Source organism: Niveispirillum sp. FG156, from assembly GCF_057809555.1.
Genome location: NZ_JBMDKE010000070.1, coordinates 1 through 17,308, shown reverse-complemented (window position 1 = coordinate 17,308; position 17,308 = coordinate 1). Strand labels below are relative to the sequence as shown.

The 17,308-nt window shown below is 61.0% G+C and carries 17 protein-coding genes; 9 read left to right on the top strand and 8 right to left on the bottom strand.

Annotated features, from left to right (window positions below; genetic code table 11):
• Positions 1-83: 83 nt before the first annotated feature.
• Positions 84-983 (bottom strand): helix-turn-helix domain-containing protein, encoded by a 900-nt coding sequence (locus tag ACODSP_RS27470; RefSeq protein WP_488968697.1) that lies wholly within the window; start codon positions 981-983, stop codon positions 84-86.
• On the opposite strand from ACODSP_RS27470, the gene ACODSP_RS27465 reads away from it, so the two are divergent.
• The 3 genes from ACODSP_RS27465 (at position 966) to ACODSP_RS27455 (ending at position 2,759) form a co-directional block, all read left to right on the top strand.
• Positions 966-1,937, top strand: a complete 972-nt coding sequence (locus ACODSP_RS27465) for a DDE-type integrase/transposase/recombinase (RefSeq protein WP_488968696.1) — start codon at positions 966-968, stop codon at positions 1,935-1,937. The two genes, ACODSP_RS27470 and ACODSP_RS27465, sit on opposite strands and share 18 nt — an antisense overlap.
• Positions 1,938-1,968: 31 nt before the next feature.
• Positions 1,969-2,460 carry an ATP-binding protein gene (locus ACODSP_RS27460; RefSeq protein WP_488968695.1) on the top strand — a complete coding sequence of 164 codons (492 nt, stop codon included), beginning with the start codon at positions 1,969-1,971 and terminating at the stop codon, positions 2,458-2,460.
• 74 nt (positions 2,461-2,534) lie between these two features.
• The gene (locus tag ACODSP_RS27455; protein WP_488968694.1) at positions 2,535-2,759 is read left to right on the top strand and encodes a methyltransferase family protein; all 225 of its coding nucleotides are present in this window, start codon (positions 2,535-2,537) and stop codon (positions 2,757-2,759) included.
• 33 nt (positions 2,760-2,792) lie between these two features.
• Here the strand turns inward: ACODSP_RS27455 and ACODSP_RS27450 are convergent, their stop codons facing one another.
• Positions 2,793-3,209, bottom strand: a complete 417-nt coding sequence (locus ACODSP_RS27450) for a MerR family transcriptional regulator (protein WP_488968693.1) — start codon at positions 3,207-3,209, stop codon at positions 2,793-2,795.
• An 85-nt stretch (positions 3,210-3,294) separates the two neighbouring features.
• On the opposite strand from ACODSP_RS27450, the gene ACODSP_RS27445 reads away from it, so the two are divergent.
• Both ACODSP_RS27445 and ACODSP_RS27440 read left to right on the top strand, forming a co-directional pair.
• On the top strand, positions 3,295-3,957 hold the full coding sequence (locus tag ACODSP_RS27445) for a cation efflux transmembrane domain-containing protein (protein WP_488968692.1): 663 nt from the start codon (positions 3,295-3,297) through the stop codon (positions 3,955-3,957).
• Between the two features lie 5 nt (positions 3,958-3,962).
• Positions 3,963-4,337 (top strand): DUF3703 domain-containing protein, encoded by a 375-nt coding sequence (locus tag ACODSP_RS27440; protein WP_488968691.1) that lies wholly within the window; start codon positions 3,963-3,965, stop codon positions 4,335-4,337.
• Positions 4,338-4,764: 427 nt separating this feature from the next.
• Here the strand turns inward: ACODSP_RS27440 and ACODSP_RS27435 are convergent, their stop codons facing one another.
• Both ACODSP_RS27435 and ACODSP_RS27430 read right to left on the bottom strand, forming a co-directional pair.
• Positions 4,765-5,151, bottom strand: a complete 387-nt coding sequence (locus ACODSP_RS27435; protein WP_488968690.1) for a DUF3363 domain-containing protein — start codon at positions 5,149-5,151, stop codon at positions 4,765-4,767.
• The gene (locus ACODSP_RS27430; protein ID WP_488968689.1) at positions 5,093-5,827 is read right to left on the bottom strand and encodes a DUF3363 domain-containing protein; all 735 of its coding nucleotides are present in this window, start codon (positions 5,825-5,827) and stop codon (positions 5,093-5,095) included. The genes ACODSP_RS27435 and ACODSP_RS27430 overlap by 59 nt, the downstream gene beginning before the upstream one ends.
• A 403-nt stretch (positions 5,828-6,230) precedes the next feature.
• On the opposite strand from ACODSP_RS27430, the gene ACODSP_RS27425 reads away from it, so the two are divergent.
• Both ACODSP_RS27425 and mobF read left to right on the top strand, forming a co-directional pair.
• Entirely contained in the window at positions 6,231-6,866 is a 636-nt protein-coding gene (locus tag ACODSP_RS27425) for a hypothetical protein (protein ID WP_488968688.1), read from the top strand.
• 116 nt (positions 6,867-6,982) lie between these two features.
• On the top strand, positions 6,983-10,048 hold the full coding sequence (gene mobF, locus ACODSP_RS27420) for a MobF family relaxase (RefSeq protein ID WP_488968687.1): 3,066 nt from the start codon (positions 6,983-6,985) through the stop codon (positions 10,046-10,048).
• A 395-nt stretch (positions 10,049-10,443) separates the two neighbouring features.
• Here mobF and ACODSP_RS27415 read toward each other — a convergent pair whose 3' ends face one another.
• The 4 genes from ACODSP_RS27415 to ACODSP_RS27400 all read right to left on the bottom strand — a co-directional run bounded on the left by ACODSP_RS27415 (position 10,444) and on the right by ACODSP_RS27400 (position 14,414).
• Positions 10,444-10,776: a hypothetical protein gene (locus ACODSP_RS27415; protein WP_488968686.1), complete on the bottom strand. Its 333-nt coding sequence runs from the start codon at positions 10,774-10,776 to the stop codon at positions 10,444-10,446.
• Positions 10,777-10,913: 137 nt separating this feature from the next.
• Positions 10,914-11,534 (bottom strand): hypothetical protein, encoded by a 621-nt coding sequence (locus tag ACODSP_RS27410; RefSeq protein WP_488968685.1) that lies wholly within the window; start codon positions 11,532-11,534, stop codon positions 10,914-10,916.
• A gap of 58 nt (positions 11,535-11,592) precedes the next feature.
• Complete coding sequence (locus tag ACODSP_RS27405; protein ID WP_488968684.1) at positions 11,593-13,698, bottom strand: matrixin family metalloprotease; 2,106 nt, start codon at positions 13,696-13,698, stop codon at positions 11,593-11,595.
• A gap of 518 nt (positions 13,699-14,216) precedes the next feature.
• Complete coding sequence (locus ACODSP_RS27400) at positions 14,217-14,414, bottom strand: helix-turn-helix domain-containing protein (RefSeq protein WP_488968698.1); 198 nt, start codon at positions 14,412-14,414, stop codon at positions 14,217-14,219.
• A 172-nt stretch (positions 14,415-14,586) separates the two neighbouring features.
• Here ACODSP_RS27400 and ACODSP_RS27395 point away from each other — a divergent pair, with 172 nt between their 5' ends.
• Together ACODSP_RS27395 and ACODSP_RS27390 are read left to right on the top strand one after the other, a co-directional pair.
• Positions 14,587-15,060: a hypothetical protein gene (locus tag ACODSP_RS27395; RefSeq protein WP_488968683.1), complete on the top strand. Its 474-nt coding sequence runs from the start codon at positions 14,587-14,589 to the stop codon at positions 15,058-15,060.
• Between the two features lie 579 nt (positions 15,061-15,639).
• Positions 15,640-17,301, top strand: coding sequence for a recombinase family protein (locus tag ACODSP_RS27390; protein ID WP_488968682.1), 1,662 nt, complete (start codon positions 15,640-15,642; stop codon positions 17,299-17,301).
• The last annotated feature ends 7 nt before the right edge of the window (positions 17,302-17,308 follow it).

Sequence of the window (17,308 nt, the reverse complement as noted above, 5' to 3'; positions counted from 1 at the left end):
CAGCTGCGCGTTCATCGACGGCGCGCAGAATGTCGTGTTGATCGGTGGCCCTGGTCGGGTCTCATGATGCCCACCTTTCTACGTCATTGAAGTTCCAACGAAAACTGATTGGGGTCTGATGTTACCGGGCGGCTTTGGGGGCGCAACGGAGATGGCAGTGTGGAGAGTTGATGTGCTGGGATCGCCCAAGGCCCCCCTTTACAGGCCTGATAGCCCTGGATGGTACCGGCGCTGATCAGGCGCAGGACTGTCATCTTGCTGACATTCAACCTGTCGGCGGCCCCCTCCAGCGTCAGTTCACCGCGCTCGGCCATTTCCCCCGGCCTGAATACTGCGATCCCATGATCGTTGCGATACCCACGGACACGAACCTCTGTCCATGTATTCCCTCTGCCGGTCCGTTTGCCGATCCGGTTCAGGATCGACGCAATGGCGGCATCGGGTTGCTGACGCGCCAGACGATGGATCAGGTCGCCCGTTTCAGGGTCGCCGACCCAGCGATGATGACCGGGCCGGTTCTTCGGCACGGTTAAACGGGTGTGATCACCGCCCGCCCAGTGAATGACTAGATTGATGCGTTCATCCTCAAGCTTGACGATGATTTCATGGATGGCGGTGCGGACGATGCGCTTGCGGGTTTCCGCAGTCGCGGCTGGATGGTACCAAGCGGCGTCCAAATCCCGGCCCAGAGCCATGAGATGTGCTTTCTCTTGCTCGGTGAGCGCACCCGCATCCTTGCCCGGCTGGCCAGTCAATTGATCTTCAAGTCGAGCGACATCGACGAGACGGTCATTCCAGCGCCGCTCAAGTTCTCCAGCGACGAGACGATTGCCGGGATCGACGGCATCGTACTGACGCCGCGCAAGGTCAGCCTCGTAGCGCGCCTCGGTGTTATGTCCCGTCAGATTGTGTAGAGTTGGGTAATATTGCTCGGGGCATAGCCCATCTACGGATCGCAGGGTACCATGCTGATTAATCTGCACAAGAATGCCAAGACAACACCGAGGACACGGGCTTACATTCAGTCGAGCGATGCGTCAGTGTCGGAACTGGCGATTGAACTGAACGTCAGCGAAACGACGATCCGTCGCTGGAAAGGCCGGGATCAGACGGGAGATGGCTCCCACGTTCGCCATAATCTGGGCCAGAGTACGACGGCGGCCGAGGAAGCGTTGATCGTTGAATTGCGGCGGGACGTTGGTCTCGGCCTGGACGATATTGTCGAGGTGATGAAACGCTGCGTCAACCCGAAGCTCTCGCGCAGCGCGATCCACCGGGCCTTGCACAGGCTCAGCGTGGCGCAGCGTCCGGTCATGGTGGAGGATAAGCCTGCCGCTGGCAGCGGTAAGTTCGACCAGACGACCTGCGGGTTCATCCATATCGACCTCAAACATCTGCCTCGGCTGGAAGGCCAGCCTGCCTATGTTTTCGTCGCCATCGACCGTGTAACCCGCTTCGTTCATATCGAGATCATGAGCGACAGACGGGCCGAAACCGTCAATGCCTGCCTGGTTCGTTTCCTGGAGGCCTTCCCCCACCGCGTTCACACTATCCTCACCGACAATGGCAGCGAGTTCACCGACAAATTTGCCGTCGATATGAAGGGAAAGCCCGAGGGCCAACCCTCCGGCAATCATCCTTTCGACAGGACATGTGCGCAGAACAATATCAAGCATCGCCTGACAAAGCCCTTCCATCCCCAGACAAATGGCATGGTCGAGCGCTTCAACAGGCGCATCAGCGAAGCCATCCGCGAACGCCCTTCAACAGGGGCCAATCGCGGTAAAAACAAATTCGCCACACAAAAGGAGCGAAATGACTTCCTCAAAACCTTCGTCCAAAACTACAATCTCACAAGGCTTCGCTGCCTCGGCTACAAAAGCCCAGTCGAAACTCTACACAATCTGACGGGACATAACACACCGTGCCGGGGGTGAAATCGGTAATACACGGTAACCACATCGCCCTGTGAATGGGCAGTATGCGGTTGGATCACCCGGTACCGGAAAAACCCACGTCGCAACGGCTATCGCCATTCAGGCCATCGAACATCATCGTCGTAAGGTCCGGTTCATATCGACCATTGAACTCGTCAACGCTCTCGAGCAGGAGAAGGCCAAGGGAAAGGCCGGACAGCTGGCCGAGGCCATGACACGTCTGGATCTCGTGATCCTGGACCAACTCGGGTACCTGCCGTTCAGCGCATCTGGCGGCGCGTTGCTATTCCACCTGCTCAGCAAACTCTATGAGCGGACCAGCGTCATCATAACCACCAACCTCAGTTTCAGCGAATGGGCCACCGTCTTTGGCGATGCCAAAATGACCACAGCCTTGCTCGACCGCCTGACGCACCGCTGCCACATCGTCGAAACCGGAAATGACAGCTTTCGTTTCAAGGCCAGCACCGCCGCAGCATCCGGCAAGAGAAAGGGAAATCCACATGCCTTGACCCAATCATGAACCAAGCCGCATAACTCATAGGTGGGTCAATTCTCGACGGAAATCCCGGGTCAGTTCCGCGTGGAAATCAACAGATGCGCGGTATCTACCACCATACGCGCAATCCGATGTATCTCGGCTTTCTGGTCGTCTTGCTGGCATGGGCGCTGTATCTGGCCACGCTCTCCGCCTTCCTGGTGCTGCCCTTGTTCGTCCTCTACCTGACCCTGTTCCAGATCAGGCCGGAGGAACGGGCACTCCGCGCTCAATTCGGAACCGAATTCGATTCCTACGCCGCTCGGGTGAGGCGCTGGCTGTAGGCTGGCAACCAGTTTCCCTACTCCCTGCCCCGATTATCGCCGGCCAGTTTCGGCCGCGCCGGTTTCCGGCGACAGGGCTTCGATGATGCGGCAATCGGCGATGCGACCGCCGCCGCACTGGCCCGCAATGCGCACCAGCTCGTCGCGTAGGCGGTTCAGGTCGGCGATCTTGGCCTCCACCTCGCGGATCTGGGCCTGGGCCAGGGCGTCGACGTCGCAGCAGGGCTGGTCCGGCCTGTCGGCCACGTCCAGCAAGGCCCGGATCGTATCCAGATGGAAGCCCAGCGCCCGCGCCCGCCGCACGAAGGACAGGCGCCGCACATGGGACTGGTCGTAGGCCCGGTAGTTGCCCTCCGTGCGGGGCGGGGGTGGCAGCAGGCCGATCCGCTCGTAATAGCGGATGGTCTCGATATTGGTGTCGGTCAGCTTGCCCAGACGGCCGATATTCATTCCCTGCGCACCCATGGAAATACCCCTTGACCCTGTAGCCGCTACAGGCCCCAGCTTACGCAGGAACGCCATCAAGGAGAAGGACATGGGCGCTTCCTGCTGCAACACCGGCCCGGCGAAACCGGCCGTCGACCCCGCCTACCGCCGCGTGCTGTGGGCGGCACTGATCATCAATGCCAGCCTGTTCGCCGTGGAGATCGTGGCGGGGGCCGCCGCCGGTTCCGCCTCGCTGCTGGCCGACAGTGCGGACTTCCTGGCCGACAGCGCCAACTACGCCATCAGCCTATTCGTGCTGGGCGCCGCCCTGGCCATGCGCGCCAGGGCAGCCCTGGTCAAGGGCCTATCCATGGGCCTCATCGGCCTCCTCGTGGCCAGCAACATCGTCTGGCGCCTCTTCAACGGCCAGGTGCCGGAGGCAGAGGTGATGGGTGTCGTGGGCCTGCTGGCGCTGGTGGCGAACATGGCCACGGTCGCCCTGCTCTACGCCTTCCGCCAGGGCGACGCCAACATGCGCTCGGTGTGGATCTGCTCACGCAACGACGCCATCGGCAATATCGCCGTCATGCTGGCCGCCGCCGGCGTCTTCGGCACGGGCAGCAACTGGCCCGACCTCATCGTGGCCGCCATCATGGCCTGGCTCGCCCTGTCGGGTGCCGTGCAGATCGTCATGCAGGCCCGGCGCGAGCTGGCGCAGCCGCCGCTTGGCACCCTGCCCCGCACCTTGCCCCAGACCCTGGCGACGGAGTGACGCCCATGACAATGTTGAAACGGTTCGTGGAAGAGGAACTGGCCAGCCATCACCGCGCCCGGCGCGACAGCCACACGGCTGACGCCTGGACCGCACTGGAGAGGGCGCATGTCCTGTCACAGCCGGACGCTTGGCTGCATACCAGGGTGCATCTGGCGATGCTGCGCTTCGCCATCGGCCTGGGCGACTGGATGGAGGTGCGGGGGCAGGTCGCGCGCATCGCCGTGGCGGGCATCGGCTCCCTGCTGGGCAAAGCGCCCAGGGGCAATACCGGCCGGGCCACGGTGCCGATCATGGCGGTGATGCCGCTCGACCCGGAGATCGCTGTCAAGCTGGCAGAAGCCGGCCGGGGTCGGAAACCCACGGGTTACCACCGCTAAAGTCAACTGCGGTATAGGATCGGCAATCCTCGCCGGACTCCGCAGGTTGGAGAACCTCTTCATCCGGTTAGGCGACTGAACGCGACTGGTCTGCAACGCCCAGTAGCCCGGAGAGGTGTTTTCAATCGCCTATGTCCTGAATGAAGGATCGCCGCTTACCATACCAAGACCAGTAGCCACTCACTGAATGACAACGTCCACAATGTGGTGGTGCCGGAGTATCTGCTTGACCAGCTGGCTTTCAACTTTAGTCGCCCAATAGGTAGGCCCTACGCATGAGGCGTTTTTTGAATGATAGGCGCTTCGGGCCATGCCCCGAGATCTCCCGGACCATTCCGACTGAACGTAAAGGCCAATGGGTTGGCCGTGGAGCGACGGCGTACAAAGCATTTCCATGTGCCCGCCTTTTGGTATAGAGCAGTCAATCTTACTCAATCGCCGGCCCACCGCGCTGTCGCCCGAAGTTCCAGGTCACACCATCGCTGCTGACAATCCCCGACATCTGCTGTCCCAGATGCTGGTCCAGGACGGGACGCCAAGGCACCAGCGTGAAGTCATGGCTGCGTTCGATAAGGGCCAGCTTCTCGCTGGCAAGAGTCACGGCCCGGCGGTAGGTGCCCTCAATGGGTTGGCCACGGGATAGGGTGGCATAGGGCAAGCCCAACTCATCAGACAGTTGACCGGCAACCCGCAGCAACTCCCGCCGCCGCGGGGTCGCCAGCAGGTCCGAATGGAAGAAGGTTCGGCCATGCTCCTCACGGGCCAGATCCTCGACCATCAGCCATTGTCGGCGGCGGTCCTGGGCGTCGCGCACCTCGCGACCGAAACCAGCATCGCGCAGCGGCGCGCGTTAGTGGTAACCAACTCGCGGTCCAGCCAGGTGGCACCGTCGGTGGTGATCTGCTGATCCAACGGCAGGGTGACCGTACCCGGACGGTGACTGGGTTGAACCGGGCCTGGGTACGCTCATAGTCGGCAACGCGGTCGAGGTGGTCGGATTGGATGATCCAGGTGCCATCCGGCTCGCGGGTGACGGCATTGGTCAGACGGCGCATCGCCTCCAGCCGCCGGACATGGGTGTCGGCAAAGGCTTCGCTGGCCGTAGGATCGTAGCGCAAGTGGATGTCGATGCTGTAGGGGCCACTATTGGCTGCGGCAATCTCCATGATGCGGCGATCCATGGGGCGTGGGTCTATAGCGCGGGGCTCTGCGCGCAGGATGCTGCCCGGCGGCGTCGGCTCCGTGTCTTCGCCCCTGCCGATATCGACGTAGTGGGTGCGGCCATCGGTGGCGTCGATGATCAGATAGTGGCGATCACTCACCTCGTCCGACAGGCCGCGCGCAATGACACGGCCGGTGACGGGTTGGGCATTGGCAGCACTGAGATCATGGATGATCAGGTCGCTTGGCGCGCGGGTCAGGTTCTGCGCGGCCAGTTCCCGGTGCAGGGTCTTGATGATATCGCCGCGCTCGCCCACCCTCGTCGCCATGTCAACCTGATGGTGGCGACGTCGTCCAGTGGCCCTCTGGATGAACTTTCCATCGCCGCGTTCGACCTTGCTTCTCCCGTGGCCTTCGCCGCCATCATCGAGGTGCCCCCCCAACCTCGAAGCCAGCCTCCGTGGCATAATTGGGCAACCACATGTATTAGTCGTATAATTTATGTCTGATAGCCGCTTGTCGTGTCTTACACCTATTGCACCTGTTGTATGGAAATTTAATTGCCAGAATTGTGCTTTTATCGGCATGTTTGTAAGAATTTTTACGATTACCCATTCTCTGACGAACTGGGACACCATGTCCTAAGACTGACCACGAAACCCCAGCTTGGGACTACTAATTTCCAACCGCTAAATTATATAATAATAGCTTCCAACGAGTTGGAGAACCGCGATGAATCCGGAGCCCGTGGACAAGCCGGGTAAGCGCGGACGGAAGCCGCGGATGGATGGCCTGACATCCGCGGAGGCACGATACACCGTGCCGGACCCCCTCATGCGGATCATCATTGCGATGGCCGAGGACGATGGTATCGAACGGGAAGAGGTCATCACCCGTTTGATCTCCGAAGCGATCAGCACGCGCCTTGCATCGTCTTCCATCCGCCTTCCACCATCTCCCAAGACAGGGCTGGCGATCGACCGTGCAGCGCGGCGGGTGGTCGACACCGTTGCCTCGGCGATCGATGCAAAGCTCGACCAGGCGACCGGGGCGATGATGGGCACCATCACCAGCCATGTGACGGACGTCATGGAGCAGCGGTATGCTGCCTACGTGGCAAGGATCGCGCAACACGTCGAAGTCTTGACCACCGCCCATGCCGAACGAGAGCAAAGGTTTGCTGCGGTCATGGAAGCTCTTGCCCATGCAATGCGCCAACTCGCCCCCGATGGGGATGGGGCCGGTATGGACACCGCCACCATCATTCGCAGCATTTCCAGGGACCAGTTGTCCCTTCTGGAGGCCGTGAATATCCTTCAGCAGGAACTGGAATGGATCCGTAACCGCCTGCCCGGAGGGCAACGGTGACGGTCGGCTGTACACCCATTCGTGACGTTCTCTACCCCGTGCGAGAGGCGCGCCGATATTATGCGTCGCAGTTGACCAAGCTAATGACGGCAAGGTCCATAGAGGAGCGGCCATCGGTGGACGCCGACGCCGCCACGATGGAGAATCTGGAGCGCGGTGCGGAAGGTCAAGGTGACGAGGGTCCCGGCACCTGGCTGGTGATCGGATCCACGACCGGCATGCCCACAGGGCCTGTAACCGATTTGGCACCTTTCCTAACCACCATGGATGGTCGTTCCCCCAATCTGAGATTCAAGGTCTGGAATGCCGGTCGGGTACGGCGCGTACGCGGCACCGACTTGACCTTCTCCCTGGCCAAAGGTGTTTCGCTATATCTGACCGCCCTGGAGGAGGTCGGCAAGGCGGATGTCGCTGACAGCATCCGGGGGGACGCCGATGCCTCTATCCGCGAGGCACTGAATATCGCCTATCTCACCGGGACCTTCATGGCCCGCCGGGGCAGCGCAAACAAGCATACCCTGAAGCTGGAAATAGTCGCCAGCGTCCCGGCCACGATCTGGGCTCATCGGACCGCACGGGGAAATGACGGTTCAACGGCCAACATAGCCGATCCCCAGGAGCATTTTCACGTCTATGTCCCCAATCTTGCGCAGCGGATGGATGGCACATGGGGTGCCCTCAATGGCGAACGCATCTTCAAGGACCACATGATGATTGGCGCCCTCTTCCGGGCCGAGTTCGCGGCACGGCTGGCTGCCCGGGGACTTGCCCTACAGAAGACGGGCAAGGGTCAGTTCGACCTCATGATGCCGATCACCTGGGTGCAGCCCTTTAGTTCCAGGCGCGCCGAGATTCTGCGGCGTATGCATGAGATTACTGGACAACGGCGGACCGACGCCAACCTGGCGTCATTGGCGAGGCGCACGGCCGTTTCCTCCCGAGGACCGAAAGAGCTCTTACCCCGTTTGTCAGCGTTGAAGGCGGAATGGACGCATCGCTTATCGGAATGGAACGCAAACTGGACGGATGTCGTCCGCTTCGCTGAAATGAGCCGTCTTCGATCTGATCCGGTCACCAGGGATCTCAGCGATGAACAACTCATCGCTGCCACCTGCACCTCCATTATGACCTGTCGGCAGGTAAGGACGGCCGTAGCCGCGCTGGCATCCTCCGACGGTTCATTGACGGCCAAAGCGGCGATCCATCGTGCTGACCATATCATCCGACGCCTTGTGCCCTTGGGCCGGCAGCGGGAGAGCGAGTTTTTCATATCCACAGGGTTGCTGGAGCGCGAGCGGCGTATTCTTCAATGGTCGATTGGCCGCCAAGGCGAGAAGCCACGCCTGGCTTTGCTGGATGCGAAAATGGCCATCGACCGTGCCAACGAAAATCTGGGTACCCGGTGTGGAAGTGGAGCCAGACTGACGGCGTGGCAGGAACGCCATGTAATCCGGCTGTCGGTAAGCGCCGGCGGCGTCAAGGTACTGCGCGGGAGGTCGGGTTCAGGAAAAACCATGTTGCTAACGGCCGTCGCCGAAGCCCACCGCCTCGCAGGCCATCCTGTCGAATTCCTGATGCCGAGCATCATGGCGGCGAAGCGGATCAGCGACAAATATGGCGTGAAGGCCACTGACATTTGGAACTTTGCGGGCCCCTTCGCCCCAAACGCCGGCATAAAGGCGCTGGAAAAGCGGCATGTTCTGATCATCGACGACGCCCATATGATCTCCACCCGACGGATGGACACCGTGCTGGAGCAGGCACACGCCACCGGCGCCAAGGTCATCATCGCCGGCGACGACAGGATAGTCGATAGCGCCTATGATCAGGGGTTGGCCTTTCGTACCATCGTGGCATCGGATCCCGAAATCAGGCGCCCTTGGCCTGACGCGGATATCGACAATGACATCCAGCGAGCCTGCCTGGATACCGTCGCGGGCCGGCCCGTGGAAGCGCTGCTTGGTCTTGCCGATGCTGGAAGGGTTGATCTCGTCTCCGGCCCCGATGAAGCCTTGATGAAAGCCGCCGAACTGGTGGTGGGATGGATAACCAACGATGTCCGGAATGGGAAGTCATTCGCCGCCGCCATGCGCGACAATCTCGTCATCTGCGCCAGCAATGTTGAGGCTCGTTCCGTGGCCGAGCAGATAAGGTCCTACCTGCAAATCCCCGATGTCAGTTCATTCTCCCAGGTGGTCGTCACCGCCGGTGGTGCGGAGCTAAAACCCGTCTCGCACAGGATGGGGATCGCCGTGGGCGATCGCATCACCATTTATGAGGCACACGAGGAATTGGGTCTGGTCAATGGCGACGTACTGACAGTCGAGGACACAAGACGGGATCATTCCGGCAACGCCGTGATAAGGGCAGTCCAAGAACCTTATGGCCGCATAGTCATCATCCATGAAGACGACCTCGTCGTCAGGGGTGATCGTCGCGGGCGCCGTCAGGTTCGACTACAGCATGCGATTGCGCGGACCGCGGTTGGCGCGCGTGATCTGCTTGCTGACCGTGTGGTCGTTGTCGCCACCAAGCCGCCGGATCGACAGCGCGTACTGGAATCGTTGGCGCACCACAGGGTGGACTGCCGGATCGTCGTGGCCCGCCCAAAATCCGCGTCGACGGATAAGGAAAAGTTTATTCAGGAATGGGCCGCTGAATCGGGGCTGGCTTTCAAACCCCGCTGCTTTGCCAGCCTGCTGAATAGGGATGAACTGGCGGACTGGGTCGAAAGGGGCACCTTCAAGGGCGTGGCCGTTGGAAAGCCAATCAGCTCGGGAAGGCCGGGGAGAGGCTTTGCCGGGCGTGATGCTGGGAGTGCCAACGTTGACGGTGCGCCGCCGTCGCCCGTCAGTGAAATATCCACCATAATGGCAAGCAACGCCGCGCTCGAAACCCTCACTGCTGAAATTGCTGAATTCGGCAGGCGAGTCCGGGGAATCCAGGCCGGCCAAGCCAAACGTGATGAACGGTTCGCGGCAATCATGCGAGAGTTGAACGCGGTCAGGGAACGACAAGAGCAGGAACGTCGCGCTGCCATCGACGATCATTGGGAACGCGAACAGGCGGCTAATCGCAGATTGTTGCGGCGTATGCGCGGTGAGCCGCCTGCTGAACCATCCGAGCCTGTACGGGGCGACACTACACAACGGGATGATGACGTTCCAGAGCCGGACTGGTGATTTTCATGGTCGAAAGACGGCGATATCCCAGAGCCTTCTCTGCCGGGAAACAATACAGAGCCGCATTATCAGACGCGCGTACGGCCGCTCCCCTCCAGATATATCCGCCGAAAGACGCTTCGGCCGTTCGTACGCGGCCAAACTTAATGCCGGTGTCATATAGCCCCGCAGGGGGCGGCACCGTCCAGGCGGCGACCAAGGTTTGCTTTTTGGATGACGTCGGTGCTTCTGCCATTGGGGATCGCCGGCATCGTGGGCGGATGGCTGCTGTCCGAACTGTCGATGCAGCGCATCGCCAAGGATAACGGCATGGATGTCGGTAGAAGATGGTAGCGGCTGTCTTTCAAGGTTGGTCGGTTAATGGGGGCTCTACAGCCCCCATCTGTGCCGTGGGTTCACTGAACGACAACCCAGCCTGAATCAGCCCGCGTGAACTTCATCTGCGTCGTCCCGCCCGCGTTGTTGAGAAAAGGTCCATCAACGCGAAGCGTAACCGTGCAGTTGAAGACGGTGCTTCCATCGACCTTGGCGCAACTCAGCTTTTTGAATTCATTCAGCACGATCTGCTGCCCACCCCCAGCGGCTTTGGTTGCCTCATTCGCCTTATCGAACTGGGCCTGGATCGCATTACGCATATCATCCTCCCCCGGCTCACCGTTGCCGCACCCTGCCGTCATCAGCAGCGGCACCAGGGTCAGCACCCGGCAGTATTTCAAGATATTGCTCATTTCATCTCCTTCAGTCGTGGTCAGTGGTCGAATTGAACCCGCCCCCGCTTGCCCGGTCATCGCCAGGGCCGTCGGGACGTTGTGAATGCGGTGGTCGAAAGGCAGCCCTCGGCTGCCATGTCTGGGGCCTGCCTCAATCAGCCGAACGAGTGGCCGCAGGTCTTGAGGTTTTTGACGAGCTCGTCGTAGATCGTTTCCACCAAGTCCTCGTGAAGCCCGGAAACAAGGGTTTCACGGCGCGAGCCATAGACCAGGTAGATGCAATAGCCATATTGGCGCACGAAGTCCGCATTGGCGGTTTGGCTGGCGTTCTGGGTACCGGCGGTGAAGGCCCCGGCCACACCGGAACCATAGTAGACGGCCGACGGCGTCTCCTTTCGCGGCCTGGTCAAGCCCCATCCAATGGACCGGACATGAGCAACATCGAAGAACTTATTGGTCTTCGGGATGGAGATCCGGTTGGCGTCGATCTCAATTCGGGTCGTTGCGATTTGCTTACCCGCCTTGAAGAGCAGCCAGATAATGTAGAATACGCCCACCAAAGGCATGATTGTTGAAATAAAGGCCAGACCGGAATATGGCTCTGCTGTTAAGGCAATAATGATCGGCAGAATGATCAGGAAAACCACGCAAAGAAAGATTTTACTCCTCCTTGGCTGCTTTACGAATACATCCATGAAGATCTTGTCACCTTCCTTCGTGGTCTTGAAATCATAGATCGGTTCAGCGGCCTGCGGCGGGCGGGCGGAATCAGACATTTGATGCACATCCTTGGGATAGGGTTTCCGAGGGCTGGTTGTCGCGGCAGCGCGCCGATCAGCCGGAATAGGTCCAGTCCAGGCCCAGGTCGCTGGTGGCGACCAACAAACGGCCTTCGCTCTGGCCGTACTGGAGATAATGGGTCAGGGGATTGACACCGGCGGCCTTCAGGTCGGTGTTGGCGTCCAGGTAGGCACTGACGTCCAAATAGGCGGACGGGTCGCGGCCCTCGCGCCAGCCGTAGTTCAGAAAATGGAACCAGGGATCGACCTTGGCTGCGGCGACGTCGGCGTTCTTACCCAGATAATAGGCACTGTCGAACAGCGGGGTCAGGGAGCGCCCTTCTGCCTTGCCGAAGGCCAGATAGTGGTCATAGCCGCTCCGGAGGCTGCCGCCGGCGACCGCGGCCGCTACGTCGGGGTTGGCCGCCAGGTAGCCCACCTCGTCATAGAGCGGGTTGGCCCGGGCGTCGATGGCGGCCCGGCCTTCGGCCTGGCCCCACTGCTGCCAATGAGCAAAGCCGCTGGTCAATGCCCCGCGGGCGATGGCGACCGCCACATCCGGGTTATTGGCCAGATAAAAGGTCTCGTCGAACCCGCCGCCCAGCTTGACGTCGGCGTTCATCCAAAGGCCAACCTTGCCACCGTCGTTGAAGGCCAGGAATTCCGTGCCCAGGTAGGTGCCGGTGCCCTCCGGGCCCACGACCTTGAAGCTGCCGTCCGTTTGGCGGGTGATCGTGTGGCTGGCGCGCGAGCCGAACAGGCCGGCGACGTCGATGCCGGTTCCGCCATCGACGAGGTTGTTGCCGCTCCCGGCGACCACCCGGTCGTTGCCGGTGCCCAGGATCAGCCGATCGTCGCCGGCCCCGCCCCAGATGCTGTCGTTACCGGCGCCGCCGGAGACCTCGTTCGCCACGGCGTTGCCGTTGATCCGGTCGTTGCCCGACCCCGCCTTGACGTTCTCGATCGTGCCGATGATCCCGAGGTTGTTGGCACCGCCGTAGGTCACCGCGGTGTTCGCCCAGCCCTTGGGCGTGTTGACCAGCCTTTCCGCATCAGTAATCCGCATGTTGACCGACGAGGCCGTCTCCCCGGTCAGGTCGATCCTGGACTGCATCGAACTGGAGGAAAGGTCGATCGTGTCGGTTCCCCCCGCATCGTAGATGATGGCGTTGAATGCCGCCTTCTCATTCCACGAGTAGGTATCGTCACCAACCTTGTAGGTAGGGTTTCTGCCATAAAGGTGCTGGAGGGCTAGGATGTCCAAAATGCCAAGGGTATCGACCCTGGTCCAAAGGTAGGCCCCGTTGTCGATGCCATAGATCACGTCGTCGTTGGCGCCGGTCAAGCCCATGGCCGACAAGAACTTGCTCTGGCCGGACGACGGCAATGTGACGGCGCCGTCGGTCGTGTGGGCAAGTCCCAAGGCATGCCCGATCTCGTGGCGGATCACGCCTGCCAGGTAGGCGTATTCCCCGGACGTAAGTCCGCCGCTGGCATACCTGTCGGCATTGGAGCGGTCGAGGTACACGTCGCCGGACTGTGGGGTGAAGGACACGGCGTCGATAAGGCGGTTACCCGCCTGGTCTGGCGGACTAAATGTCGTGAGCGCGGAGGGATAATATCCACGTCCAGCAGCGCTATCCGTCATGTCGGTTGCTGCGAAGGACAGCGTCTTGCCTGCGGCGCTTGACGATTCAACAAACGTGATGCCGGTGACGTCGGAGATCTTCCGCAGCTCTTCGAGAACGATTTTCCTTTCGTCCTCGCTGAGCGGGCGAAAGCTGGATGCCGCCCCGAGATTGCCCCCGTCCTGGAAGTACGACGGGAGGGCTGTGGCGAAATGGTAGTTCAGTGTTACCGGCGTCCCCACCCCGATGTCCGAGTTCCGAGCCTGGGCATAGGTCAGCCCCTTGCCGGCCAGCGCGTCGGCATTCCAACGGCCCAGCCCGTCGGTGTATGAGCCACCAGTTAACTGCTCCTTGCGATAGTAGAGCAACGCACGGAGATCGAAGTCGCCGATGCGCAGGAAATCGGATGGTTGTGGGGCCGCAAACGGCGCGGCAGCCGAAGCTTGGGGCTCGAAGGCTGCGGACGAAGCTGCGCAGCACGGACAGCCGGCAGCATGGGGTTCCAACGGCACGAAGGGCGTGTCGGTCATCATGTCTCCCTGTGGCATGATAAGCGCACTTGTCCCAACCCGGCTGGCGCCGGGCGGTTAGCAACGCGGGCACAGGGACACGCGCCCCACCTATTCCCCAGCGCCGGGAGCTACCCGACGCCGTGTGAGGGTCTTGTATTCGGTGGGCCGCCCGACAAAGCGGGTTGCCCTGTGCTCACGCGCGCAATGCGCACCATCGTCAGGTTGCTACGCCCTCGGACAGCCATCGGAATATGGCACGGCGTTTCATGTACCTGAAACATCAAAATTTATGGGTTGATGCGAAAAATCTCGCTTTGCTGGGCTGCAGACCATCAGCTGAAAAATTGCGGAGATTCGGCGGTCGCGGAAGCATCGCCAGTATCTGAACCGGCCCCGCAACATCATGGTACGAACTTGCGGCGAGCCAGACTTGGCTGAAGCAAGCCATTCCTCTCGTCAAATGCACCTGTATGTCGTTGGCGGCTGCGAAGCTTTATCATATTGCGACCGTGCGGTTTCCGCGCCGGTAAACGGGCTCGTCATTTCCGGGGGGGAGGACAAACGCAGCCGTCCTCCATGAACCTCACTCCGGCGGCCTCCATGGCCCGCTGAATGGCGGCTACCGTTGCAGGAATGGGCTCCCCCTGACCGTTTTCAAAACGGGCGACGGTACTGACCCCGACCTGGGCTTCCCGAGCCAAGTCCCGAATACTCCAGTCGAGAGCCGCTCGGGCCATCTTGCTTTGCGTCAGCGTAATCATGCGAACAAATTAATCTCACATGACGCTTGACGCAAGTGCACTGCATGGGTATTTTGTACTCATGTGATCTAATATCTTTCATTCAACGGCCCGGCGGGAAGGTAGTAGCTCCCACACCGGGCCTGACCTCAGACACGGAGCGAACCCGATGCCCAAGGCTACCCATAAGACTATCACACTCGACCCGGCCACCGAAGCTACCCGTCGCGTCGTCCGCATCCTCGAAGAAATCAACGCCAACGAGTTTGAGTGGTTTCGGGCAAGCACGGCCCGCAAGGCTCAACTCGAGAGGCAGTATCAAAAGCTGACCAAGGCAGTGTCGAGTGCCGAGGAAAAGATCAGTCTACCTGCCACGACATTGGTGGGCGCCATGGGGCAGGTCATGCTGGCATTCGCCGATGCGCAATCTATCACTGACCTCGCTGATGACCGGCACCACGACGACATCCAGATTTATCATCAGCGGTTGGGGCGTTGCCTTCGCAGCGTGCTCAGTGTTCTGGCCCATTTCAGTGGCTGCGATCCCGCTGAGCTGGGTGCCCACTACTACATTGACCTGCCGGTAGACACCCACCAAGCCACTTTTGGAAACGTTGCTGCGGAATGGCAGGTGGAACTATAGGGCCGTGTGGGGAAGCGTTTCCCAGATGTCGAGTGGTTCCGCTCGATGACGGTTACCCGACGACGTCGGCTCCTGCCTATTCCGACCATCCAGGTGCTACCCACTGATTGGGCGCCACAGATGGTTGGATATCGGCACCGCACCAAGCCCCAATCCCACATGCACAAAGCGCATACATGGGTCGCTTTTTGTGAATGTCAGATCAAGGGTGGGCCGGGTTTAGAGGCTGGAGCATATGGCCATGCGATTGGGCGCATCGTGTGCCCAAAAGCCAAGGTGCCACAATGTCCGAGCCCCCACCCCCAACCGACAAGCGATCCGCTACCGTGTCCTCGCGGCTCGTTCTGGAAGCCCACAACGAAAATGGCGGCCAGAGCGTCAACATAGAGGCCACCATATCGCAGTTAGCGCGCGAGTTGGGCCAGTTGCTGGCCCGCCAGCATTTCCAAGCACGGGCGGCCAACACCGCCGTCAAGCCGGATAACCCGCCCCCATAATCCGGGGGTCAACAGCGTCACCCGCGCCGCCATTGACTTCACCCGACCAAACAGGTTGGATTTCACATCCTGGAGTGCCCGCATGCGTGCCGCCATCTACGCCAGATATTCGTCTGACCAGCAAAGCGCGTCCTCCATCGAGGACCAGATCCGGATTTGTCGAGAGCGGGCGCTTCGACAGGGGTGGCAGGTCGTGGGCTGCTACAAGGACGCGGCCACTTCCGGTGCGTCCATGGTGGGACGGGCCGGCATTCAGGCGCTGCTTCGTGACGCCCAGTCCGGCGCAATTGACATCGTGCTGGCCGAGGCCCTGGACAGACTGTCGAGGGACCAGGCCGATATCGCCATTCTGCACAGGCAGCTGACCTTCCTGGGCATCAAGATCGTCACGCTGGCTGACGACGAAATCAACGAAATGCATATCGGCCTAAAGGGGACGATGAATGCCTTGTTTCTCAAAGACTTAGCAGCCAAAACCCATCGCGGGTTACGCGGCCGGGTCGAGAAGGGCAAAGCAGGAGGCGGCCTCTGTTACGGCTATGACGTGGTCCGGCAGTTCGATGCCCATGGCGAACCCATCCGGGGGGATCGGCAGATCAACGAGGCCGAGGCCGTCATCGTGCGTCGCATCTTCCAGGAATTCGCCGATGGCATCAGCCCGCGCGCCATCGCCTGCAGGCTGAACGCGGAAGGTATCCCCGGCCCGGCCGGCAGCATCTGGGGCGACACCACGATCAGGGGACATGTCGTGCGGGGTACTGGCATCCTCAATAATCAGTTGTATGTCGGCATGCTGGTCTGGAACAAGCTCCGGTACCGCAAGGACCCGGCGAGTGGTAAGCGCGTGCCCAAGCTGAATCCGGAGAGCGCCTGGATCCGCACCGAGGTGCCGGACCTCAAGATCATCGACGATGAACTCTGGCAGTCGGTTCGCCGGCGCCGGCAGGCGCTATCCATCAAGCATGAGACCAGCATCACCGCCACCCGGGAGGCTCATGCCAACCGGCTGACGGGCGCCCGCCGGCCCGACACCCTGCTGTCGGGCCTGCTGCGATGTGGCTGCTGCGGCTACAGGTACAATATCGTCTTCCGTGGCCGTTACGGCTGCGCCAACCATTACCGGCGTGGCGCCTGCGGTAATGGCCATACGATCAAGCGCCTGGAGATCGAGGCGCGCGTCCTGGACGGACTGCGGCATAAGCTGGTGACGCCCGAGAGGGTAACCGACGCCCTTGTAGGCTATAGCGAGGAGGCCGACCGGCAGAACCGTGAGCTGCGCGGTCGCCAGGAACAGGAGCGGCAGGCCCTGGCCGCCGTGGAACGGCGCGTCGCCGCCATCCTGACGGCAATCGAAGAAAGTCCCAGGCAGAAATCCCTGATCGCCCGGCTGGAGGAGCTGGAAGCCCAGGAGGCCGAGCTGCGTGCCAAGCTGGCCGCCATGCCCATCATCCCTGCCCTGGACGTGCCGGCTGATATCGCCGGCCAGTACCAGACAATGATCGCGCGGCTGGAGGAGAACCTGGCCGACCCCGACCAATGCGCCGCGGCGATGGGTACGATCCGCTCCCTGATCCAAGGCGTGGTGCTGGAGCCGGGATCCCGCCCCGGCGAAGTTCGCGCGGTTCTGCGGGGTGCATTGTCAGGGCTTATAAAAGCAACAACCGGCAGAGAATTACCTCTGCCGGTTGGCTTACCATCGGTGGATGCGGGGGCAGGATTTGAACCTGCGGCCTTCAGGTTATGAGCCTGAC